Annotated in this window: 16 protein-coding genes and 4 pseudogenes; 11 read left to right on the top strand and 9 right to left on the bottom strand. The window is 54.2% G+C overall.

Going from position 1 to position 23,684, the window contains the following annotated elements:
* Positions 1-7 precede the first annotated feature (7 nt).
* Both aroC and JCM2850_RS05795 read right to left on the bottom strand, forming a co-directional pair.
* Positions 8-1,093 carry a chorismate synthase gene (aroC, locus tag JCM2850_RS05800; protein WP_025870436.1) on the bottom strand — a complete coding sequence of 362 codons (1,086 nt, stop codon included), beginning with the start codon at positions 1,091-1,093 and terminating at the stop codon, positions 8-10.
* A gap of 111 nt (positions 1,094-1,204) precedes the next feature.
* The gene (locus tag JCM2850_RS05795; protein WP_025870434.1) at positions 1,205-1,735 is read right to left on the bottom strand and encodes an rRNA large subunit pseudouridine synthase E; all 531 of its coding nucleotides are present in this window, start codon (positions 1,733-1,735) and stop codon (positions 1,205-1,207) included.
* A 61-nt stretch (positions 1,736-1,796) separates the two neighbouring features.
* Here JCM2850_RS05795 and icd point away from each other — a divergent pair, with 61 nt between their 5' ends.
* Entirely contained in the window at positions 1,797-3,035 is a 1,239-nt protein-coding gene (icd, locus tag JCM2850_RS05790; RefSeq protein ID WP_025870432.1) for an NADP-dependent isocitrate dehydrogenase, read from the top strand.
* 99 nt (positions 3,036-3,134) lie between these two features.
* On the opposite strand, the gene JCM2850_RS05785 is transcribed toward icd, so the two are convergent.
* Positions 3,135-3,341, bottom strand: a complete 207-nt coding sequence (locus JCM2850_RS05785) for a cold-shock protein (RefSeq protein ID WP_025870431.1) — start codon at positions 3,339-3,341, stop codon at positions 3,135-3,137.
* Between the two features lie 333 nt (positions 3,342-3,674).
* Between JCM2850_RS05785 and pilB the strand changes: the two genes are divergently transcribed.
* On the top strand, positions 3,675-5,393 hold the full coding sequence (pilB, locus tag JCM2850_RS05780; RefSeq protein WP_025870429.1) for a type IV-A pilus assembly ATPase PilB: 1,719 nt from the start codon (positions 3,675-3,677) through the stop codon (positions 5,391-5,393).
* Positions 5,394-5,420: 27 nt separating this feature from the next.
* Complete coding sequence (locus JCM2850_RS05775; protein ID WP_025870428.1) at positions 5,421-6,632, top strand: type II secretion system F family protein; 1,212 nt, start codon at positions 5,421-5,423, stop codon at positions 6,630-6,632.
* A gap of 105 nt (positions 6,633-6,737) precedes the next feature.
* Here JCM2850_RS05775 and JCM2850_RS05770 read toward each other — a convergent pair whose 3' ends face one another.
* From JCM2850_RS05770 to JCM2850_RS17425, 6 genes and pseudogenes are all read right to left on the bottom strand, one after another.
* Positions 6,738-7,454, bottom strand: coding sequence for a DsbC family protein (locus tag JCM2850_RS05770; RefSeq protein ID WP_025870427.1), 717 nt, complete (start codon positions 7,452-7,454; stop codon positions 6,738-6,740).
* A 21-nt stretch (positions 7,455-7,475) separates the two neighbouring features.
* The gene (locus JCM2850_RS05765; protein ID WP_025870426.1) at positions 7,476-8,678 is read right to left on the bottom strand and encodes an FAD-dependent oxidoreductase; all 1,203 of its coding nucleotides are present in this window, start codon (positions 8,676-8,678) and stop codon (positions 7,476-7,478) included.
* A 66-nt stretch (positions 8,679-8,744) separates the two neighbouring features.
* Entirely contained in the window at positions 8,745-9,959 is a 1,215-nt protein-coding gene (locus tag JCM2850_RS05760; RefSeq protein ID WP_025870424.1) for an FAD-dependent oxidoreductase, read from the bottom strand.
* A pseudogene (gene pepP / locus JCM2850_RS17430) lies at positions 9,952-11,258 on the bottom strand (Xaa-Pro aminopeptidase). The gene JCM2850_RS05760 and the pseudogene pepP overlap by 8 nt, the downstream one beginning before the upstream one ends.
* A gap of 90 nt (positions 11,259-11,348) precedes the next feature.
* Positions 11,349-12,023 carry an N-acetylmuramate alpha-1-phosphate uridylyltransferase MurU gene (gene murU, locus JCM2850_RS05750; RefSeq protein WP_199898262.1) on the bottom strand — a complete coding sequence of 225 codons (675 nt, stop codon included), beginning with the start codon at positions 12,021-12,023 and terminating at the stop codon, positions 11,349-11,351.
* Between the two features lie 34 nt (positions 12,024-12,057).
* Positions 12,058-13,058 (bottom strand): annotated as a pseudogene (locus JCM2850_RS17425) (aminoglycoside phosphotransferase family protein).
* Between the two features lie 202 nt (positions 13,059-13,260).
* On the opposite strand from JCM2850_RS17425, the gene JCM2850_RS05740 reads away from it, so the two are divergent.
* From JCM2850_RS05740 to holA, 8 genes and pseudogenes are all read left to right on the top strand, one after another.
* Positions 13,261-15,693 carry an LPS-assembly protein LptD gene (locus tag JCM2850_RS05740; RefSeq protein WP_025870421.1) on the top strand — a complete coding sequence of 811 codons (2,433 nt, stop codon included), beginning with the start codon at positions 13,261-13,263 and terminating at the stop codon, positions 15,691-15,693.
* A gap of 17 nt (positions 15,694-15,710) precedes the next feature.
* Positions 15,711-17,012 (top strand): peptidylprolyl isomerase, encoded by a 1,302-nt coding sequence (locus JCM2850_RS05735; RefSeq protein WP_234406113.1) that lies wholly within the window; start codon positions 15,711-15,713, stop codon positions 17,010-17,012.
* Complete coding sequence (gene pdxA, locus JCM2850_RS17420; protein ID WP_199898257.1) at positions 16,981-18,009, top strand: 4-hydroxythreonine-4-phosphate dehydrogenase PdxA; 1,029 nt, start codon at positions 16,981-16,983, stop codon at positions 18,007-18,009. The genes JCM2850_RS05735 and pdxA overlap by 32 nt, the downstream gene beginning before the upstream one ends.
* A gap of 5 nt (positions 18,010-18,014) precedes the next feature.
* Positions 18,015-18,790: pseudogene (rsmA, locus tag JCM2850_RS17415) on the top strand (16S rRNA (adenine(1518)-N(6)/adenine(1519)-N(6))-dimethyltransferase RsmA).
* Positions 18,791-18,834: 44 nt separating this feature from the next.
* A pseudogene (adk, locus tag JCM2850_RS17410) lies at positions 18,835-19,490 on the top strand (adenylate kinase).
* 147 nt (positions 19,491-19,637) lie between these two features.
* Complete coding sequence (gene leuS, locus JCM2850_RS05715) at positions 19,638-22,091, top strand: leucine--tRNA ligase (RefSeq protein ID WP_025870417.1); 2,454 nt, start codon at positions 19,638-19,640, stop codon at positions 22,089-22,091.
* A 3-nt stretch (positions 22,092-22,094) separates the two neighbouring features.
* Positions 22,095-22,646: an LPS-assembly lipoprotein LptE gene (locus JCM2850_RS05710; protein ID WP_025870416.1), complete on the top strand. Its 552-nt coding sequence runs from the start codon at positions 22,095-22,097 to the stop codon at positions 22,644-22,646.
* Positions 22,643-23,656, top strand: a complete 1,014-nt coding sequence (holA, locus tag JCM2850_RS05705; protein ID WP_025870409.1) for a DNA polymerase III subunit delta — start codon at positions 22,643-22,645, stop codon at positions 23,654-23,656. The genes JCM2850_RS05710 and holA overlap by 4 nt, the downstream gene beginning before the upstream one ends.
* The last annotated feature ends 28 nt before the right edge of the window (positions 23,657-23,684 follow it).

Raw genomic sequence — 23,684 nt, 5'->3', positions numbered from 1 at the left:
GCAAGCCCTAAATCTTGATGGTATCGACTGCGACATCGGCATTCTGGGCACGATGACGCAAGGCATGATCCATCAGCACCAGGGCTAACATCGCCTCAACGATGGGGGTAGCGCGCACACCAACGCAGGGGTCATGACGGCCCGTGGTCTGCATTTCCATTGCCTGGCCTTGTTTATCGATGGAATGGCGTAATTGTGGAATGCTGGAAGTAGGCTTGAAGGCGACATGCGCAACAATTGCCTGGCCGCTGGAAATCCCCCCTAGCACACCGCCAGCATGATTGCTGCTGAAACCATTGGGCGTCAACTCATCCCCATGCAGGGAGCCACGCTGCGCCACGCTGGCAAAACCATCACCTATCTCAACGCCCTTGGCGGCATTGATGCCCATCATCGCATGGGCGATATCGGCATCCAGCCTGTCATACACTGGCTCACCCCAACCCACTGGCACATTGTCAGCGACAACGGTGATACGCGCGCCTACCGAATCACGCTCATGACGCACTTGGTCGAGATAAGCTTCAAGTTGGGGAATGCTGGCAGCATCCGCGGCAAAGAAGGGATTGTTATGCACTTCATCCCAGCTGCTGAAAGGCACCTGGATTTCGCCAAGCTGGCTCATATAGCCACGAATAACCACACCGTAGCGCTGCTTCAGCCATTTCTTGGCGATGGCACCCGCGGCCACTCTGACTGCGGTTTCTCTAGCGCTGGAGCGACCACCGCCACGGTAATCGCGAATGCCGTATTTCTGCCAATAGGTGTAATCGGCATGTCCAGGGCGGAATGTCTCAGCAATCTTGCCGTAGTCCTGGCTGCGTTGATCCTGGTTACGGATCAGCAAGCCTATGGGCGTGCCCGTGGTCTTGCCTTCGAATACGCCTGAAAGTATTTCTACCGTATCAGGCTCCTGCCGCTGGGTCACATGGCGTGAAGTGCCGGGCTTGCGCCTGTCCAGTTCAATCTGGATATCTGCTGCAGACAGCTCCAATCCTGGCGGGCAGCCATCCACAACGCCGCCTATGGCCGGGCCATGGGATTCGCCAAAAGAAGTCAGGGTGAACAAGGTGCCTATGCTATTGCCGGACATGGTCTGTCTCTTTATCTGGGGTTTGCAGTCAAACCGCAAGTTTAGCATATCCGGCTTTAGCCATGACCCGCCCAGCACTGCGGCTAAGGCCTGAAGTCTGTTTCCAGGACTTTACAGCTGCTGCCAAACCCCGGGCGCAATTCCATCCAGCGTATGCTGGCCTACCGCATAGCGGATCAGGCGTAAGGTGGGCAAACCAACACTGGCGGTCATCCTGCGCACCTGGCGATTTTTGCCCTCACTGATCTTGAGCTCTAACCAGCTGGTAGGAATGGCTTTGCGTTCGCGTATGGGTGGCGTGCGCGGCCACAAGCCAGCGGGCTCATCCATGCGCCGCACTTCGGCGGGTTGAGTAATAAAATCACCCAGATCAACGCCACGGCGCAGCGCTGCCAGGGCCTGTTCCTCCGGTTCGCCCTCGACTTGCACCCAGTAAGTTTTGAATTCTTTATAGCGCGGGTGCGATATCCGGTGTTGTAGCCTGCCATCATCGGTTAAAATGAGCAGACCTTCACTGTCAGTATCCAGCCGTCCAGCGGCATAGACCCCGGGCAGGGCAATATAATCCTTCAGCGTCTTATGCTTTTCATGTGGGCTGAACTGACAAATTACACCGTAGGGCTTGTTGAATAAAATCAGCATCTTGGTCTCTTGCAATGATTACGCCTGATATCTCTATAGCGTTTGAATAGGATAGTTCTGAATGTCTACAAAAATTAATGTGCCTGCCAATGGCGAGAAAATTACCGTCAATGCGGACAACTCCCTCAATGTCCCTGACCAGCCGATTATCCCATTTATTGAAGGTGACGGTATCGGCGTCGACATCACGCCGCCCATGCGTCATGTGGTCGATAGCGCCGTGGCCAAGGCCTACGGTGGCAAGCGTGCCATCGCCTGGATGGAAGTCTATGCTGGTGAAAAAGCAGTCAAGGTCTATGGCGACAATACATGGCTGCCCGATGAAACTCTTAAGGCCGTCAAGGAATACGTAATCTCCATCAAGGGCCCACTGACCACCCCAGTCGGTGGCGGCATACGCTCCCTCAATGTGACTTTGCGCCAGGAGCTGGACCTCTACGTCTGTCTGCGCCCTATCCAGTATTTCCAGGGCGTGCCCAGCCCGGTCAAGCATCCAGAGAAAACCGATATGGTGATCTTCCGTGAGAACACTGAAGATATCTATGCGGGTATTGAATGGGCGGCAGGTACCGATGAAGTCAAGAAGGTGATTGATTTCTTGAGCGATATGGGTGTGCGCAAAAAGATCCGCTTCCCTGAAGCATCGGCCATCGGCATCAAGCCAGTTTCGGTAGACGGCAGCAAGCGCCTGGTGCGCAAGGCCATCCAATACGCTATCGATAACAACCGCAAGTCAGTTACCATTGCCCACAAGGGCAACATCATGAAATTCACCGAAGGTGGTTTCAAGAACTGGGGTTATGAAGTTGCCAAGGAAGAATTCGGCGCGGTGGAAATTGATGGTGGCCCATGGTGCAAGCTGCCTAACGGCATCATCATCAAGGACTGCATTGCGGATGCCTTCCTACAGGAAATTCTGCTGCACCCAGCGGATTACGATGTGGTCGCCACCTTGAATCTCAATGGTGACTATATTTCTGACGCATTGGCGGCCCAGGTCGGCGGCATAGGCATAGCCCCCGGTGCCAATATTTCCGACACCGTGGCCATGTTCGAAGCGACGCACGGCACAGCTCCCAAGATTGCGGGCAAAGATATTGCCAACCCCAGCTCCCTGATTCTGTCAGCCGAAATGCTACTGCGTCACTTGGGTTGGACAGAAGCCGCAGACCTGGTATTGCAGGGCGTGGCCAAGGCCATCAGCGCAAAACGTGTCACCCATGACTTCTCCTCCCAGATGGAAAGCGCCACGCAAGTGGGCAGTGCGGAATTTGGTGCAGAAATCGTCAAGCACATGTAACAACGGCCGAGACACGGTTTAAACCAACAAAGAAAAAGGCCCGATGCAATGCATCGGGCCTTTTTCTTTGAGACTAGCTAGTCTAGCAATCTGCGGGGGTTAAGCAGCTTTCTGGATATTGGAAGCTTGCTTGCCCTTTGGACCTTCGGTCACGTCGAAAGAAACGCGTTGACCTTCTTTAAGACTCTTGTAGCCAGCTTCTACAATTGCGGAGAAGTGAGCGAACAAATCGTCGCCACCATCGTCCGGGGTAATGAAACCAAAACCTTTGGAGTCATTAAACCACTTTACGGTACCTGTTGCCATTTCTAAACTTCCTTGCTTTTTATAACAGGGGAGGCGACCCCAAAAGTTTGTACTTCAAGAATTTAAGTCGGTAGTTGCCGGCTACAATGCACTCGAATTCCAAACGCCTGAACGCGTTTTTACGTGGGTTATTCTCAGATGTCAAGCGCTTTTGCGTGTTAATTAGCATTTTTACTGAATTTTTTTAAAAAGCCCTATGTAATAACCGCCTGCACGCGCTTGATGCTTTACAAATAAAAAACCAACATGCATCATCGAACATCAATGTGATCTCTTAGGAGATCTTTCCTATGCACTATCGCGTTCACCAGATAAAGGTTGGCTCTCAGATCCATGGCTGCTGTCACCTCTCCTAGCAAGCTGGGCGGACTGGCCCGCATGCTGATTCATCAGAAGCTGTTGAGCGAAGATGAGGCGCTTGCCCTGCAAGCCGCAGCCAATGCGGCCAAAGTTTCATTCATCACGCAATTGCTACAGTCGCGCAAGCTCAGTGCCCTACAGGTGAGTCATGCGGCATCACAGGCATTTGGCTTTCCACTATTGGACCTTAACGCCATCAGCCCGGACGACCTGCCCAGCAAAAGCATCAGCCCGCAGTTGATGCAAAGTGCACGTGCGATTGCATTGTACAGCCGTAGCAATACCTTATTTGTAGGGCTTTCTGATCCCACCAATCTGCATACGCTGGACGAATTACAGTTTCAGACCGGCAAAGCATTGGTCCCCATCATTGTTGAGGATGACAAGCTCAGCAAGTGGATAGACAAGCTGGTGGAAGCCGGTGACACCACGATGAGTGCACTGATCAGCGATGACGATTTTGGTCTGGATATTGAGCAGGACGACAAAGCGAACGAACCCGAAGCCTCGCTTGAGGTAGAAGATGCGCCTATCGTTAAATACCTGCAGAAAATGCTATTGGATGCCATCAACCTTGGCGCATCGGATTTACATTTTGAACCGTATGAAAAGTTTTATCGTGTCCGCTATCGCATAGATGGCGTGCTACGTGAGATCGCCCAGCCGCCACTCGCCATCAAAGAGAAGCTCGCTTCGCGTATCAAGGTGATCTCCAATCTGGACATTTCAGAAAAACGCATCCCGCAGGATGGCCGCATGAAACTGGTGCTGTCCAAAACTCGTGCTATCGACTTCCGCGTCAGCACGCTGCCCATGATCAATGGCGAGAAAATCGTCATGCGGATTCTGGACCCCAGCAGTGCCAAACTGGGCATTGATGCTCTGGGTTATGAGGCTGATCAAAAGGAAGCCCTGTTAAAAGCCGTATCCAGGCCTTATGGTTTGGTGCTGGTGACTGGACCTACGGGTTCAGGCAAAACGGTCTCACTTTATACCTGCCTCAACATCCTCAACGAACCTGGCGTTAATATTTCCACGGCTGAAGACCCTGCAGAAATCCCTCTGGCAGGCGTTAACCAAGTCAATGTCAATGACAAGCAAGGCTTGACCTTTGCCGCGGCGCTGAAGGCGTTTCTACGTCAGGATCCGGACATCATCATGATAGGTGAAATTCGCGATCTCGAGACTGCCGATATGGCGATAAAGGCGGCATCCACAGGTCATATGGTGTTATCAACCCTGCATACCAATGACGCGCCCTCAACCCTGACTCGGCTCATGAATATGGGCGTTGCGCCCTTCAATATCGCTTCGGCGGTTTCTCTGATTACAGCACAACGTTTGGCGCGCAAATTGTGCCCTCATTGCAAAGTCCCCGCAGATATTCCCCGTGAGGCATTGCTGAGCATAGGCTTCAAGGAAAGTGAACTGGACGGCACTTGGCACCCCTACCGCCACAAGGAGGGCGGCTGTGAGCACTGCAATGGTGGCTACAAAGGCCGGGTGGGTATATATCAAGTCATGCCAGTCTCAGAGGCAATGAGTCGTATCATTATGCAAAACGGCACTGCGCATGATATTGCAGATCAGGCACAGCTTGAAGGTGTCAAAGATTTAAGACAATCCGGCCTGCTCAAGGTCAAGCAGGGCCTGACTTCGCTCGATGAAGTTGAAGCCGTGACCAACGAATAACAAATAAACAAAGACGAATAGGACACCATGGCGGCCAAGGATACCAAGGAAGTCACGTTTGCCTGGGAAGGCACGGACAAAAAAGGCAAGCGCGTCAAAGGGGAAATGAAAGCCAGTGGCGAGGCCTTTGTCAAAGCCACTCTGCGCCGCCAAGGCGTAAATGTCCTCAAGGTAAAAAAACAGAGTGGCATACGGACGGGCGGCAAGATCAATGACAAGGATGTCACCTTGTTCACGCGCCAGCTTGCCACTATGATGAAAGCTGGCGTGCCGCTATTGCAAGCATTTGACATTGTGGGCAAAGGGCACAGCAAACCCGCTGTCAGCCAATTGCTCGCGGATATCAAAGCCGATGTGGAAACTGGCAGCAGCTTGAGCCAGGCATTCCGTAAATATCCGCTCTACTTTGACAATCTATTCTGCAACCTGGTGGGCGCAGGTGAACAGGCAGGTATTCTCGATGCTCTGTTAGATAGACTCGCTACCTATAAAGAAAAAATCCAGGCCATCAAGAGCAAGATCAAGTCAGCCTTGTTTTACCCTGTCTCCATCATTGTCGTTGCCTTCATCATTACTGCAGTGATCATGATTTTTGTGATCCCGGCGTTCAAGGAATTATTCAGCAGCTTTGGTGCTGACCTGCCCGCCCCCACCGTCATAGTGATGAATATTTCCGATTTCTTTGTTGATTACTGGTATGCCATTTTCATCTCAATCTTTGGCAGCCTGTGGTTCTTTTTCTATACCTGGAAACGCTCGGAGAAAATGCAGTCGAGCATGGATAGGTTATTGCTGAAAATCCCCGTATTTGGCGAGTTGATACGTAAGGCCACCGTGGCACGCTTTGCGCGCACCCTCTCCACCATGTTTGCCGCTGGTGTGCCGCTGGTAGAAGCATTGGACTCGGTCGCAGGCGCCTCGGGCAACCGGGTTTATTTTGATGCTACCAAGCAAGTGCAAAGTGAGATCAGCACCGGAGCCAGCCTGACCGTAGCCATGCAAAATACGGAAGTCTTCCCCAATATGGTGTTGCAGATGGTGGCAATTGGTGAGGAGTCAGGTGCGCTGGACTCCATGCTGAGCAAGGTGGCGGATTTCTACGAAGGTGAAGTTGATGACGCGGTAGAAGGCTTATCCAGCCTGATGGAACCTATCATTATGGTGGTGCTTGGCACCCTGATCGGAGGCCTGGTGATTGCTATGTACCTGCCGATCTTCAAGATGGGCCAAGTGGTTTAAACGGCAGACGTGCCTTGCCATCGGCATGGATAAAGCCCTGCCACTCGCAAAAAACAAAGCCTGGCTTAGCCAAGCTTTGTTTTTTAATCGTGCCTATCTTATCGCTTACTTTTTAGCTGCACCCAACGCCTTCTCGATATCCTTGGCAGGATAAGCGCCCAGCATGCGCTTGCCATCAGAGAAGAATAGCGTGGGTGTGCTGGTCACATTGATCTTGCGGCCCAGTTCGGTCACCTTGTCTATAGGCGTATCGCAAGTGCCTTGGGCCTTGGGCAGTTGACCGCTCAAAATCCAGTCATTCCAAGCCTTGGCGCGGTCAGGTGCGCACCAGATGGCGCGTGATTTATTGGCGGCATCTGGATGCAATTGCTCCAGTGGGAACAAGAAGGTGTAGATGGTCACATCATTGATATTGACCAGCTCTTTTTGCTCCAGACGTTTGCAATACGGGCAATCCGGGTCAGAGAACACCACCAGCTTGCGACTACCATTGCCCTTGACCACCTTGATGGCCTGATCCAGTGGCAGGCTGGCAAAATCGACCTTGGTCAACTCATCCATGCGCTCACCCGTAATATCACGCTTGCTCTTGGGCTCTACCAAACGTCCCTCGGCAATCAAAAAGCTGAATTTCTCATCGGTGTAGATAATCTGGCCATCAAGAAATACTTCATAAAGCCCGGCATAAGGTGTCTTGGTCACGCTTTCAACCTTGACCTTGGGGTAGGTGGCCTCTACCGCCTTCTTCAGACTGGCTTCATCGGCCCAGGTGTTGGCCGCCATCAGCGAGCCCAGCAGCACTGCAATCCACTTCTTAGACATAATTAATCATCTTTCCAGAGTTCAAATAACAGCTTGTTGTATCAGTGTTTTCTTCAATGCCGGACGTTGATCCAGCCAGCCCAGCCCTTCGTTACGCAGCAAACCCAGCCATGAGGAAGGACGGGCATACAATGTAGCAAGCCCATGTGTCAAAACACGCATGTGCATCATATCTGCTTTGCGCGCCCGCTCATAACCACGCAACAGGCTAAGGTCACCCACATGCCCCCTGCCCGCCTGAGACTTCTGGTTTTTACCCGCCAGAGTCTCGACCAATAGCTTCACATCGCGCAAACCCAGATTGACGCCTTGCCCAGCCAATGGATGCACCAGGTGAGCAGCATCCCCCACCAGCGCGAGCCCTGGCTTAACCAAGCGCTCAGGTGTTTGCATGCTCAAAGGGAAAGCTTGCGCGGGTGTGACCAACTTCAAATGCCCCAGCCTATGTTGACCTGCTGCGGATACTTTTTGTGCCAGTGCCTCGGCATCCATGCCTAGCAAGGCTTGTGCATGGGGGTTACTGCTGGACCAGACCATGGACATCTGCTGTTGCGGCAGAGGTAACCAGGCCAGAATGCTCTGCCCATATTCATGATCATTGAAGAACCATTGGAAGGCGCGACCACCATGGTCATGCTCACAGGCGAAATTCGCCACCACTCCCATCTGCGCATAATCATGGCGCTGCACCGCAATATCGGCCTGTTGCCGCAACCATGAAGCCGCACCATCAGCAGCCACCAACAATGCTGCACTGTAGCTCACGTCTTGTGCAGCGTGCAGGGTATAGCACGGTGCTCGCCACTGGGCATGGCTGAGCGCGCATTGCTCAAACACGGGCACTTCCAGCGCTTGCAGACGTTCTTGCAAGGCAAACTGCAACCGCTTGCCTTCCACAATCACACTTAATCTAGCAAGGTTGGCCTGATAAGCATCCATGCGCAGGCCAGCCCCTTGGTCGCCATAGATCTGCATACTATCAACATCGCAGAGCCGTTCTTGCGCCAGCAGTGGCCATACCCCCAGCCCCGCAAGCCAGTCAACATTGCCAGGGCTGATGGCATAGATGCGGCTGTCCCACTCTTCATCAGGCCTAGCCACCAGAGATTGCCGCTCAAGCACAGCTACCCGTAGTCCTTGCTGTGCCAGCGCCACCGCAGATGCCAGACCTACCAGGCCTGCGCCTAGCACCAGCACTTCATATTCATGTGTCTGGGCTGTCATGACTGAATGCGTATGGCGCGCGACAATAGTCGCTGTGTTGTAAAAAGGCCATTAATCATCGCGCGCTCACCCCCTGGGACCAAAACTCATTTTGTCCACCAAGCGGCGCTTAGCAATTGGCACTATATCCAGCAGCCCCAAACCCAGTCCTCGTATCTTATTTAAGCCCACTGTATCGTTGGAAAAGACGTTGACAAGAAAATCGGTGAACATCAGGCCTTTGCGCGTATCGTTCTTGCGATCAGCCTGATAGGCCTGCAGCATGGTGTCACTACCCCATTGCGCTAGCGGCGTTTCTGCCAGTATTTGCGCCAGCTCCCAGGCATCGCGCATACCCACATTAAAACCCTGACCTGCCACCGGATGCATGGTTTGCGCCGCATTGCCTATCACCACCAGATGCGGTGCCGTGACGGTTTGCAGATACGACAATTTAAGCGGAAAACTCAGGCGTTTGCCCACCTTGAGAAAACGGCCAACGCGATCACCGAAATGCGCGTGCAGCGCCTGCAGAAAAGCCTCGTCCTCCATGGTCAGCAAAGGCTGGATTTCCTCGCTTTTCCCGGTCCAGACTAGGGAAAAATCACGTGGACCGTTGGGCAGCAAGGCCACTGGCCCTGCTGGAGTGAAGCGCTCATAAGCAATATTGTCATGCGGCAGTTCGCACACAACCTTGCTGACCAAGGCATCATGCCCATAGTGCTTGGTTTCACGCTGCAAACCGGGTATCTCGCCCAGACTACGTCCCCCATCGGCCAGCACGACGACCTTTGCCGACGCCGTCATAGCCATCTCATGCTGACGGTATTCCACGTGCGCCAAGTCTGCTCCAGGGATGATGGCGCTGGCCTCGGCTTCATACTGCAAGCGTATCTTCGCATTGTCCTGCAAGGCAGTATCCAGTGCAGCCGTCAAATCCCCATAGGACAGCACATATCCCAAGGCTGGTTGATCATGCTCTTCCGCCTTCAGCACACTACGCCCCAGGCTGCCACGTTGCGATACATGAATGGTATTGATCGCGGTTGCCTTGGGTTTGAGTGCATCCCACAAACCCAGGCGCTCCAGGATAAGAATACTGCCGTAGGATAAAGCCAATGCGCGCTGATCCTGATGGGCAGCGCCTTGGGCGCGGGCTTCCAACAGGGTGACGTCATAGCCTTTATGCAGCAAGGCCAAGGCCAGCGTAGCGCCTACTGGGCCGCCGCCGACTATCATGATGTCTTGCGGCGCTTGAGCTGGCGTCTTCACTATCGGGCTTGCCTCAGTCTGCTCACTCATGTCCTGCCATCCATGATTCAATTTCCTGCACGGTCTTGGGCGCGCCCGAGGTCAAAATATCGCAGCCCTGCGTTGTCACCACCGCATTGTCTTCAATGCGTATGCCTATATTCCAGAACGCCTCGGGCACATCATCCGCAGGGCGGATATAGCAACCTGGCTCCACTGTCAGCACCATGCCCGGCATTAAGGGACGCCAATTCTCCGCCGCATTTTTGTATTCTCCAGCATCATGTACGTCCAGCCCCAGCCAGTGGCCGGTTCTATGCATATAGAAGCGCCGATAATCGCCAGATTCCAGCACCCCTTCCAGGCTGCCCTGACATAAGCCAAAATCAATAAACCCTTGCACCAGGATATTCAGTGCCGCTTCATGCGCGGCATTCCAGTGCTGGCCTGGACGCACTTCGGCAATGGCAGCGGCCTGCGCTGCCAGCACCAATTCATACACATCTTTTTGCACGGCGGAGAATTTGCCATTGACCGGAAGGTACGGGTAATGTCGGCGGCATAACCGGACAGTTCGCACCCGGCATCGATCAACAACAAATCACCAGATTTCAGCTGATCCTGGTTACTGATGTAGTGCAGCACACAGGCATTGGCACCACCCGCCACAATAGAGGTATAGGCTGGGGCACGACTGCCGTGGCGCATGAATTCATGTAGCACTTCGGCTTCAATTTCATATTCCATCATGCCGGGCTGGGTGGCCCGCATGGCGCGTTGATGGGCTTGCACCGTAATCTGCGCGGCTTTGCGCATAATCTCCAATTCGGCTGGGGATTTAATTAGCCGCATCTCGTCAATCAGCCGTCGCACATCCTGTATCGCCGCTGGAGCGGCAATTCCGCTACGCGCCTGCGCTGACAATTCCTTAAGCCAGCCTGTAACACGCTTATCCCATCCGGCATCTGCACCCAGGCTGAAGTGGAGACTGGGCTGATTGGCCAGCAACTCAGCAATGCGCTGATCTAATTCATCTATGCTGTAAGCTTCATCAAAACCAAATTTTTCCTGCGCGCCTGCGGGGCCGTGGCGGAAACCATCCCAGATTTCACGCTCCAGATGCTTATCGCGGCAAAACAGAATGCTTTTGGTCTGCTCGCCAGCAATCAATAGCAACACGGCCTCTGGCTCATCAAAGCCCGTGAGGTAATAGAAATAACTGTCGAAACGGTAGGGATAATGGCTATCGCGATTGCGTGTGGCTTCAGGCGCAGTTGGGATCAGCGCAATACCTTGCCCCATCTGCGCAGCCAGTGCCTGCCTGCGTTGCTTGAATTCTTCAAATTGCATTAAAACTTGCACTCCCTGCATGGCAATCGGGCTTGGTTATTATGCCGTTGATAAGACTGATGCATCCTGCAATCACTTTTACGCACGCCATCAGACGCTGTGTTCATTCTGGCGCAAGGCATGATCCAATGCCTGCAAACGCTCTGGCGTGCCTATATCATGCCAGACGCCATGATGATGAATAGCGCTGGCCTGTCCTTGGACAATAGCCTGTTGCAGCAAGGGTAGCAGCTTGGCAACTTCCCCTGGCACCAGATCTTTGAACAGCTGGGGGTGATACACCGCCACTCCAGAAAAAGTCAGCCGCTTCACCCCATCCAGTTGCAACTTTCCATCATCCAGCGCGAAATCCCCGCGCTCATGTTGTGGCGGGTTATCCACCAGCACTAGTTTTGCCAGTTGATGAGATGCTAGCCCTTGCGCCAAGGCGGCAAAATCGATATCGCAATACACATCGCCATTCACCACCAAAAAAGGCTGCTCACCGAGCAAAGGCAAGGCAAGCGCAATACCACCTGCGGTTTCCAGCGCCGTTGCCTCAGGCGAATAGGCAATGGACAAGCCCCATTCGCTTCCGTTCCCAAGCGCTGCCTCTATCTGCGCCCCTAGATGGGCGTGGTTGATCACCACCTCCTTGAAGCCTGCCGCAGCTAGGCGCTGCAAATGCCAGACGATCAAGGCTTGTCCAGCCACAGGCAGCAAGGGCTTGGGCGTATGGTCGGTCAAAGGCCGCATGCGCTCACCGCGCCCGGCCGCCAGTATCATGGCCTTCACAGCCTATTCTCCAAGGTGAATATCATCAGAAGGTCAGCCCTTCTTGCGGCTTGATCTCCAATATCTCATCCAGCAGACGCAGCAAAGGCCGCAATTCGCGGTAACGGTTACAGGCGCGGCGCAGGTAGTCCATGACCAGCGGCATATCCTTGAGATAGCCATCCTTGCCATCACGGTGATAGAGCCGGGCAAAAATACCCAAAACCTTGAGATGGCGCTGCACGCCCATCCATTCAAAATCACGGTAGAAATCGGCAATATCCCCAGGTACGGGCAAGCCAGCCGCACGTGCGCCTTGCCAATAGCGCACTACCCAATCCAGCACCTTGTCTTCATCCCAGCTGATATAGGCATCCTTGAGCAAGGAAACCAGGTCATAGGTAATCGGGCCATATACTGCATCTTGAAAATCCAGCACGCCAGGGTTGGGCGCTGTCAGCATCAGATTGCGTGAATGATAGTCGCGGTGCACATAGACCTGGCCCTGCGCCAGGATATTGCGGTTAAGTACGTCCATGGTTTGCGTGATGACTTGCTGCTGCTTTTCGCTCAGGCTCAAGCCAGATGACGTGCGATATACCAATCAGGGAATAATTGCATCTCGCGCGTGAGCAAAGCCTCATCATAAGGCGGCAGCACGCCAGGCTGGCTGGCCTGCTGTAGCTGGATCAGCGCATTGAAGGCATCACGGTAAAGCGGATCTGCCACATTGGTGTCAGCATTTAGCGCCTGTAGATAGGTATCGTTACCCAGATCATCCAGCAACAAAAACCCGTGCTGCAGATCCTCGGCCAATACCTTGGGTACATGCAGTCCGGCTTGCAGGAACAGCTGGGCCACTTGCACAAAAGGCCTACAGTCTTCCTGTGGCGGAGGTGCATCCATGGCGATCAGGCTAGGACTACCCTCAAATTCAACACGGAAATAACGACGGAAACTCGCATCCGCAGATGCGGGGGAAAGCTGCAAGGATTTTCCAGGCAGCACCTGGGCTAGCCACTCATTTAATTGCTCAAGGCGGGACACTGACAATCAACCTCTAGGTATCAACATATAAAACCTGGTAAAGATGCGCCAGGGAAAAAATAAAACTTCTTTTTAATTCAGTGACAAGGATGGCATGCGGGCTAGATATGCATTGCCTAATCCGGCAAATTATGCGATTTTATCACCCATAAAACAAACACGCGTCTACTTAAGCATCCACTGCCTCCATCACCGAATCATTGTGAACATCCGTCCCATTACTTTTCTTGTCGCGCTTGTTTGCCTGACCCTGGGCCATGCCCATGCCGAAGAAGCCATCGCTGAAGTCGCCGAGCCTGATGCCAATACGGCTACCGACGACACCTTGACAGACCCGGCTGCCGATCCGGACGCCATCATCATTGAAGGCGACAAGTTGCAGGTCTATCTGGACCGCAAACTCAAATCCATAGGCAATGCCTTGTTGATCACCGATCAACAAAAAGTCTATGGCGACACCATGGAGTTCGACGTACAAAACGAAGAGCTGCATGTACTCGGCAATGTCAAACTGGTGACCAAGGGTGGACGCATCATGGGGCCTGAGCTGCACCTCAAGCCATCCGAGAGCGTGGGCGAGATGAAACACCCCACTTTCGAGCTGGATTCGCAGTTTGCCAATATGCCGCAGTTTGGCGTCACCGGAAACAACCGACGCCAAGACAACGACAATATGCTGTATAACAATAACGCCACGCCGCTGACCCAGCAGAATATTGAGGAAAGTGGTTATGCGCCCGGCCTGAGTCGCAAGCAAGGTGCATCACGCGGCGATGCCAAGGGCGTGGTGTTTGAAGGGCCAGACCGCAAACGGCTCAAGAGTGCACGCTATACCACTTGTGAAGTTGGCGAAGACGACTGGTACATCAAGGCCAAGGAACTGGAGCTGGACGACTACACCAAGACCGGCACTGCGCGTAACGCCCGTGTCGAGTTCCAGGGTGTGCCCATACTCTATACGCCATGGATTAACTTCTCCTTCCTCAACCAGCGTAAATCCGGCTTCCTGGCCCCCACCTGGGGTACTACCAGCCGCAGCGGTTTTGAATTCCTCGTGCCGTTCTACTGGAACATTGCTCCAGACATGGACGCCACCATAGGTACACGCTACCTCAGTAAGCGTGGCATGCAATACCAAGGTGAATTCCGCTATCTGGGCGAGAATTACCAAGGCACCAGCAATGTGGAATATCTGCCGAGTGATACCAGCAGTGGCGAAAACCGTTACTACGCCAAGTTTGCCCACCTGCATAACTTCCAGAATGGTTGGACGGCAGCCTACAATCTGGAAAAAGTTTCGGACGACCGCTATTTCTCTGAAATGTCGACCCGTATCGTCACCACCAGCCGGGTGAACCTGCCACAACAGGCCTACGTCAACTACACCGACGATGTTTGGAACTTCAACGCGCTGGTACAAAAATTCCAGACGCTGGATGGCATCAATTATCCCCTGCAACGTCTGCCACAACTGACATTGACCGCCAATGATGACTGGGGTCCTTTTGACGTCAAGCTGCTCACGCAATGGGCCAACTTTGACCGCAATAATGACGCCCTTCGTACCCAGGCAACACTGGGGGGTGGCACACTGGATACCCTGGTCACCGGCAAGCGCCTGGTGGCCTACCCCAGTATCAGCCTGCCCATGGCCAGGCCCTATGGTTACATCACCCCCAAGCTGGGCCTGCACCACACAAGCTACCAGGTCGACAATGGTGAGTTCACGCTCACCGATAGCAATGGCCAGACCAGCTCAGGGGTGTATCAGTCAGACAGCCGCAACCTGCCTATTTTCAGCGTTGATAGCGGCCTGTATTTTGACCGTGATGTACGCGTAGTCAAAAACCGTTACACACAGACACTGGAACCGCGGATGTACTATGTATATATCCCCTACCGCGATCAATCACTGCTGCCAGTCTACGATTCCAGCTTGTCTGACTTGAACATGGGCTCGCTGTTCCTGGAAAACCAGTTCACCGGCAGCGACCGCATCAACAACGCCAATCAATTGACCATGGCCTTGACCAGCCGCCTGATCAGCAAGACCACGGGTGAACAACGCCTGGCGGTCACCCTGGGGCAGCGTTACTACTTTGCCGATGAAAAAGTCTATCTACCAGGCAGCACACCGCGCTCGGGAGATACCTCAGACATCATTGGTGAAATCACCGCACGCCTGCTCAACAACTGGAACATCGACATCTTTGGTCAGTACAACACTGACCGCAATGTCTATGTACGCAACAATATCAGCGCACGTTACAACCCTGAGCCTGGCAAAACCCTCAACATCGGCTACCGTTACACCGAAGACAGGCTGGAGCAGATCAATCTGTCGGGCCAATGGCCTTTGGGCAAGGGCTTCTACGGCTTGGGCCGCTGGAACTACTCGCTGCGTGAAAACCAGCCGATTGAAGGTATTGCTGGCCTGGAATACGATGCAGGCTGCTGGCAGGCCAGAACCGTCATGCAACGTGTGTCTACGGCGACTGCGGACGCCAACTATGCCTTGTACTTCCAACTCGAATTGGGCGGCTTGGCCTCCATCGGCCAGAACCCTCTCAAACTTCTTAACCGAGCTATTCCCGGCTATACTAGCTCGAGCTTGATCCCGGATTCCTACCAGTAAACCCTATGCGTAATCACATGTTTAAATTCCTGGCCAAGCATGGCCTTGTTGTACTGCTTTCCTTGCTGAGCCTGCCCCTGCTGGCGGCAGAAATCTCCAAGATAGACCGTATTGTCGCGATTGTTGATCAAGGCGTGATCACGGAAAAAGAACTCTCGGATCGCATCCAGACAGTCACCGCCCAGCTGGAAAAGCAGGGTACGCAACTGCCACCGCGTGAGGTATTGCAAAAGCAGATTCTGGAGCGGCTGATCAATGACAGATTGCAACTGCAATATGCCGCGCAGACTGGCTTGCGCGTCGACGATGCGCAACTCGATAAAACCATTGAGCGCATTGCCGAGCAGAACAAACTCAGCAGTGGCGAGTTCCGCAAGGCGCTGGAAAGCGAAGGCATTCCCTATCGCAAGTTCCGCGAAGACATTCGCAACGAAATCATCCTGGCCCGCCTGCGTGAGCGCGAGGTGGACAATCGCATGAATGTCACCGAGTCTGAGATCGATAACTTCCTCACTACCCAGTCTTCGCGTACCGATATACAGGATGAATTCGAGGTGGGCCATATTCTGGTGCGTGCACCAGAAGAAGGTACGCCGGAAGAATTGCAGAAGCTGCGTGCCAAGGCCGAAACTGCTTTGAAGGAATTGCAGGGTGGTGCTGATTTCGGTCAGGTGTCTGCAGGCTATTCCGATGCCCCCAATGCACTTGAAGGCGGCGTACTGGGCTGGAAAACCAGCTCACAACTCCCATCGCTGTTTACCGAAGCACTGCAACCGCTGCAAGCTGGGCAGCTGACTGGCATTCTGCGCAGCCCCAACGGTTACCATATTCTCAAGTTGCTTAATCGTCGCGGTGGCAGCTCGCCACTGGTGGTGGATCAAACCCATGTGCGCCATATCCTCATCAAGCTTAGTGAGGTTGTCTCGGAAAAAGACGCAGAGCAAAAGATTATCTCCATCAAGGAGCGTCTGGACCATGGTGCTGATTTTGCCGAAATTGCGCGCCAATTCTCCGAAGATGCCTCGGCCAACAATGGCGGCGACCTCGGCTGGACCAACCCTGGCGACACCGTACCTGCTTTCGAGAAAGTCATGAATGCGCTGGAGCCTAATGTGGTCAGCGAGCCAGTTCGCTCACCATTTGGCTGGCATTTGATACAGGTGCTGGAACGCCGCAAGCAGGACATGACCAGAGAATCCGCACGCATGAAAGCACGTCAGGAAATCCGCGCCCGTAAATCCGATGATGGTTATCAGGACTGGGTACGCGAACTGCGGGACCGTGCTTATGTGGAATACCGTCTCGAAGACAAATACTAAGCCACCCTTGAACGCCATTCCACGCATCGTCGTCACTGCGGGTGAACCTGCTGGCATAGGGATAGACCTCTGCGTGATGCTCGCAAGCCAGCCGCTGGCCTGCGAGCTGGTGATTCTGGCAGACGAGCGCGTGCTCACCGAGCGCGCACAACAACTGCAACTGCCCTTGCTGACCCAGGCCTACAACCCAGCAAACATCAGCGTGCATAATGGCTCAGGCAAGCTCACCGTGTTACATCAACCCAGCGCCGTGCCAGTGCAGGCTGGCAAGCTGGATCAACGTAACAGTGCTTACGTGCTCAACACCTTGTCCAGTGCGATAGATGGCTGCATGACGCAGGAGTTTGCCGCCATGGTCACAGCGCCAGTGCACAAAGGCATTATCAACGATGCAGGCATTGCCTTCAGCGGTCATACTGAATTCCTCGCCGAGCGTACCAATACGCCGCAGGTGGTCATGATGCTGGTGGGTGGCAGCCTCAGGGTGGCGCTGGCGACCACGCATTTGCCGCTGATCAAGGTGGCAGAAGCCATCACCCGTGACAGCCTGACTACCACTATCCGCATCCTGCATCACGATCTGGTGCATAAATTCGGCATACCGCAACCGCGCATTCTGGTGACCGGGCTCAACCCACATGCGGGCGAAGGTGGTCATCTGGGTATGGAAGAAATCACGACCATCACGCCTGTACTTGAGCAATTACGCCTGGAGGGCATGCAGCTCAAGGGGCCACTCCCTGCAGACACGCTGTTTACCCAGCACAATCTGGCCCAGGGTGATTGCGTATTGGCCATGTTCCACGACCAAGGGCTGCCCGTGCTCAAGCACGCCAGCTTTGGTCAAGGCGTCAACGTTACCCTGGGCCTGCCGATTATCCGCACCTCGGTCGATCACGGCACGGCGCTGGACCTTGCAGGTAAAGGCAATATTGATATCGGCAGCTTATTAAGCGCCATCACACTGGCCATTGACCTGGCCACACACCGCACATAAGCCGCATGAAACACATCGCAAAAAAAACGTTTTGGCCAGAACTTCCTCACTGATCAAGCCATCATTCACAGCCTGATCAGCGCCATAGGCCCGCATAGCACTGACTGCATGGTGGAGATAGGCCCAGGCCTGGGCGCCATGACGCGCCCGCTGGTCGATAAATTGCAGCACTTGCATGTGGTGGAGATTGATAGAGACATCATTGAGTGGATGCAAACCGCTTATCCGCCAGGCAAGCTGACCATACATGCCAGCGATGCCCTCAAGTTCGATTTTGGCAGCATCGCGCCCAAGCTGCGCGTGGTGGGCAACCTGCCTTACAACATCTCCACGCCCATCCTGTTCCACCTGCTGGACAATGTGCCCAGCATTATTGACATGCACTTCATGCTGCAAAAAGAAGTGGTGGAACGCATGGTGGCAGAGCTTCTAGCGCTGCCTATGGCAGGCTGTCCGTCATGCTGCAGTACAGGCTGCAGATGGATTACCTGCTGACCGTGCCGCCTGAAGCATTCGACCCTGCCCCCAAGGTGGAATCCGCCTTTGTGCGTGCCGTGCCTTATGCCGAATTACCTTACCCAGCCAAAGATGAGGCCTTGTTTGCCAAGGTGGTGACCAGTGCCTTTGCCCAGCGCCGCAAGACGCTGCGTAACACCCTAAAAGGCTTGCTGGATGATGACGCTTTGCCGCACTGGACATAGACCCGCAACTACGGGCTGAGAACCTGGCCCTGGCGCAGTTTGTTGCCATCGCCAACCATCTGGCGGCCTCATCATCTTAAGCGCTAGTCACTGATATAATCGCGGATTGCAAAGAGGAGACCATATGAGAGTCATACTGTTAGGCGCACCGGGTGCTGGCAAAGGCACCCAGGCCACCTTCATCAAAGAACAATTCAACATTCCACAAATCTCCACTGGCGACATGCTGCGCGCTGCGGTCAAGGCTGGCACCCAGCTAGGTCTGGAAGCCAAGCGTTTTATGGATTCCGGCGGCCTGGTGCCTGACGAAGTCATTATTGGCCTGGTCAAGGAGCGCATCAAGGATGCCGACTGTCAGCAAGGTTTTTTGTTTGATGGCTTCCCACGCACCATTCCTCAAGCTGAAGCCATGAAGCAGGCAGGTGTGGATATAGACTACGTGGTGGAAATTGATGTGCCTGATGAAGAAATCATCAAACGCATGAGCGGCCGCCGCACGCATCTATCTTCCGGGCGTACCTATCATGTGGTGTTCAACCCACCCAAAGTCGCAGGCAAAGACGATGTTACTGGCGAAGATCTGGTACAGCGCGAAGACGACAAGGAAGAAACCGTGGCCAAGCGCCTGGAGGTTTACCACAGCCAAACCAAGCCACTGGTAGAGTACTACTCCAACTGGCTAATGCCGGGGGTGCCAATGCGCCTAAGTACGTCAAGTTTTCCGGTCTGGGTGAAGTGGCGGAAATCCGCGCCAGTATTCTGCAAGCCCTGGCCAAATAATATAAGCAAGTTATAAAACCAAGTCATAACCATTAGCAGGCTAAGGTCTGCCAATACCTGTCCTGGATTTCCCTGTCATCATGCAAGGAAACCCAGGGCCTTCAGGTATAATTTTCTTTTAATAATTTCATAGACATCCAGCCCATCATGCAGCAGCAGTATCCATTCCGCGAGATCGAGCAACAAGCACAACAACATTGGGAATCCAGCCAGGCATTTGCGGCCTCTGAAGACTCCAGCAAGCCCAAGTACTATTGCCTGTCCATGTTCCCTTACCCATCGGGCAAGCTGCACATGGGGCATGTGCGCAATTACACCATAGGCGATGTGCTGAGCCGCTTCCACCATATGCGCGGTTTCAATGTCATGCAGCCCATGGGTTGGGATGCCTTTGGCCTGCCTGCGGAAAACGCAGCCATCAAGAACAATGTGGCACCTGCGGGCTGGACCTATAGCAATATAGACCACATGAAGACCCAGCTGAAAAGCCTGGGCCTGGCGGTGGATTGGCAGCGTGAGATTGCGACTTGCCAGCCTGACTACTATCGCTGGGAACAATGGCTGTTCACCGAGCTGTATAAAAAAGGCCTGATCTACAAGAAAACCGCTACCGTCAACTGGGACCCGGTGGATCAAACCGTGCTCGCCAACGAGCAGGTGATTGATGGACGCGGCTGGCGCTCAGACGCAATTGTCGAGAAGCGCGACATTCCGCAGTACTTTATGAAAATTACGGCCTATGCCGAGGAACTGCTCAACGACCTGGACCAGCTGGAAGGCTGGCCTGAGCAGGTCAAGACCATGCAGCGCAACTGGATAGGCAAGAGCTTTGGCTGTGAAGTTGAGTTCCCATTGGCTGAAGGCACAGGCACGCTCAAGGTCTACACCACGCGCCCAGACACCCTGATGGGGGCAACTTATGTTGCCGTGGCTGCAGAACACGCCCTGGCTACCGCTGCCGCCAAGAACAACCCAGCGCTGCAAGCTTTTATAGACGAATGCAAGCGTGGCAGCGTGGCTGAGGCCGACCTCGCCACTGCCGAGAAAAAAGGCATGGATTCCGGCCTCTTCGTCAAACACCCACTGACTGGTGAATTGCTGCCAGTCTGGGTGGCCAACTATGTGCTGATCAGCTATGGCGAAGGTGCTGTCATGGCCGTGCCTGCGCATGACGAGCGTGATTTCGAATTTGCAGGCAAATATAGCCTGCCAATCAAGGCCGTGATCAAGCCCGCGCATGACACGCTGGAACTGCCATTGGTCAGCGCCTACACCGAGCACGGGATTTTGTTTGATTCTGGTGATTTCAATGGTCTGGATTTCAGCCAGGCCAGCGATGCGATTGCCAGCGCATTGGCTGCCAAGCAACTGGGCCAGAAGCGCGTGCAATACAGACTGCGTGACTGGGGTATCTCGCGTCAACGCTACTGGGGTTGTCCTATCCCTATCGTGCATTGTGCCAGCTGTGGCGAAGTGCCTGTGCCTGCAGATCAGCTACCCGTCGTCTTGCCTGAAGATGTGGTCATGGACGGCGTAGGCTCGCCGATCAAGAAAGACCCCAGCTTCTATGAAACCAGCTGCCCCAGCTGCGGCCAGCCTGCCACGCGTGAAACCGATACCATGGACACCTTTGTTGAGTCCTCTTGGTATTTCGCACGCTACGCCAGCTTTGATGCCAAGGACAGCATGCTGGATCAACGCGCCAATTACTGGTTACCCGTTGATCAATATATCGGCGGTATTGAACATGCCATCCTGCACTTGCTGTATGCGCGCTTCTTCAACAAACTGATGCGTGATGTAGGTTTGATTCAGCATGATGAGCCTTTCACCAAGCTGCTGACCCAGGGCATGGTGCTCAAGGATGGCAGCAAGATGTCCAAGTCCAAGGGCAATACCGTAGACCCGCAGGAATTGATCGATAACTACGGTGCCGATACCGCGCGTCTGTTCATGATGTTTGCAGCACCACCGGAGCAAAGCCTGGAATGGTCTGATGCAGGTGTAGAAGGTGCGCACCGCTTCCTCAAACGGGTCTGGGCCGCAGTGGCCAGCCATGTGGAAGCTGGCGTGGTGACTGCCTATAGCAGCGGCGAACTGAGTACCGAACTCAAGACTTTCCGTCGCCAATTGCACCAGACCATAGACAAGGTCAGCGATGATTACGGCCGCCGTCAAACCTTCAACACCGCGATTGCTGCCATCATGGAATTGATGAACGCTTACGCCAAACTTGAGGGCAATGATGGCAGCAGCCGTGCTATCCGTCAGGAAGCCCTGGAAAGCGTGATTGTGTTGCTTTCGCCTATCGTGCCGCATATCAGCCATGCGCTGTGGCAAGAGCTGCGTCCAGGTGCCCAATTACTGGATGCACGCTGGCCAGTTGCCAACAAGGCCGCCATGGTGCAGGATGAGATTGAGCTTATGCTGCAGGTCAACGGCAAATTGCGTGGCAGCATGATCATCCCTCGCACTCTGGATAAAGCCGCGATTGAGGCCTTGGCCGTGCAGCAGGAAAGCCTGCAGAAATACCTGGCCGAAGGCAGCGTGCGCAAGATCATCGTGGTGCCCAATAAACTCGTCAACATCGTTGTAGGATAAAACATGAGCATGCGTGCCGCCCGCTGGATATTGCCAATCTTGCTGCTGACCCTGTCAGCATGCGGCTTTCAGATGCGCGGCATCGCCGATCTGAAATTCCACACCCTGTATGTAAAAGGGCCAACCATCTCCATCTCCAAGCCGTTCAAGCGCTCGCTGGCGGTGAATGGGGTCAAGGTGGTTAGCGCTGCTGATGAGGCAGACCTGTTGCTGGAAATCCTCAGCGAAACCCAGGAACAACGCATTCTGTCCTTGAGCGGACGTGGTCTGGTGCGTGAGTTCGAGTTGTTCTACACGGTCAATTTCCGCTTGCGTGATCCCTCCAGCGATGTCTGGGGTGATGTGCAGACCATTAAAAACCGTCGCGAAATCACCTACGATGACTCGCAACTGCTGGCGAAGCAACTGGAGCAGGAACGCCTATACAACGATATGAAAGATGACTCGGTACGCGAATTACTGCGTAGGCTTATGGTAGCCAGGCCAGACAAGAGCAAGCCGCGTGCGGCAGACTTACGCTCTCTGGACGAGACTGCAGGCGATACGCTGGAATGAGGCTGAAGCCGCAGGAACTGGAGCGGCACCTCAAGCAAGGCCTGGCACCGCTCTATGTATTAATGGGGGATGAGCCACTGGCCCAGCGTGAATGCCTGGATGCTATCCGTCTGGCAGCCAGAGCGGCAGGCCATGATGAGCGCACCCAACTAGTGGTCGAGCGCCATTTCAACTGGCAGCAAGTCACCGCTTTTGGTCAGGCTATTTCTCTGTTTGCCAGCCGCCGCATCCTCGAAATCGCCATTCCCACTGGCAAGCCTGGCGTGGATGGCAGCAAGGTATTGCAGGCCTTGGCGGCAGAAGCCATCCCTGACACTGTCACCATCATCATCCTGCCCAAGCTGGAGCGTGAAGCCAAAAACAGCGCCTGGTTTGCCGCGTTGGAAAACCAGGCGGTATCGCTGGCCCTGCTGGAAGTGGCACCTAGCGCCCTGCCGCAATGGATAGCCGAAAGACTGGCCCGGCAGCAGCAGAAAGCCGATCAGGACACCCTGGAGTTTATTGCCCACCAGGTTGAAGGTAATCTGTTGGCTGCACATCAGGAAATCCAGAAACTAGGCTTGCTCTACCCTGCAGGCCAGCTGGATGGCGCGGAAGTCCGCGCTGCCGTGCTCAATGTCTCGCGTTACGATGCTTTCCAGCTCGGTGATGCGGTGTTAACTGGCGATAGCGAACATACGGTACGCATACTGCAAGGCCTGCGCGAAGAAGGTGCGCAGCCAGTGGCGGTGATGAGTGCGCTGGCCTGGGTGCTGCGTGGCCTGGTCAAGGTAAAATTTGCCGAAACCCAGGGTGGCAATGTCAGCAGCGCCATGCAACAAGCCAGAATTTATGGCGAGCGGCAGAACCAGGTGCGCCGTGCATTGTCCAGACTCAGCATGCGCCAATTGGAAGCCGCCTTGCAAAAACTGGGCGAAATAGACAAGGCCGCCAAGGGTTTGCTGCACCAGGACCCCTGGCTGGAAATTTCCCGTCTGTGCTTTGGCCTCGCGCGCATAGGAAAAAGATAGCAAGCTGTAATACTAGAGCCCACAATTA

Source organism: Methylobacillus glycogenes JCM 2850 (genome assembly GCF_000617925.1).
Classification (GTDB): Bacteria; Pseudomonadota; Gammaproteobacteria; order Burkholderiales; family Methylophilaceae; genus Methylobacillus; species Methylobacillus glycogenes.
The sequence above is the reverse complement of the archived record's forward strand: the minus strand, read 5'-3'. Positions and strand labels throughout refer to the sequence as shown.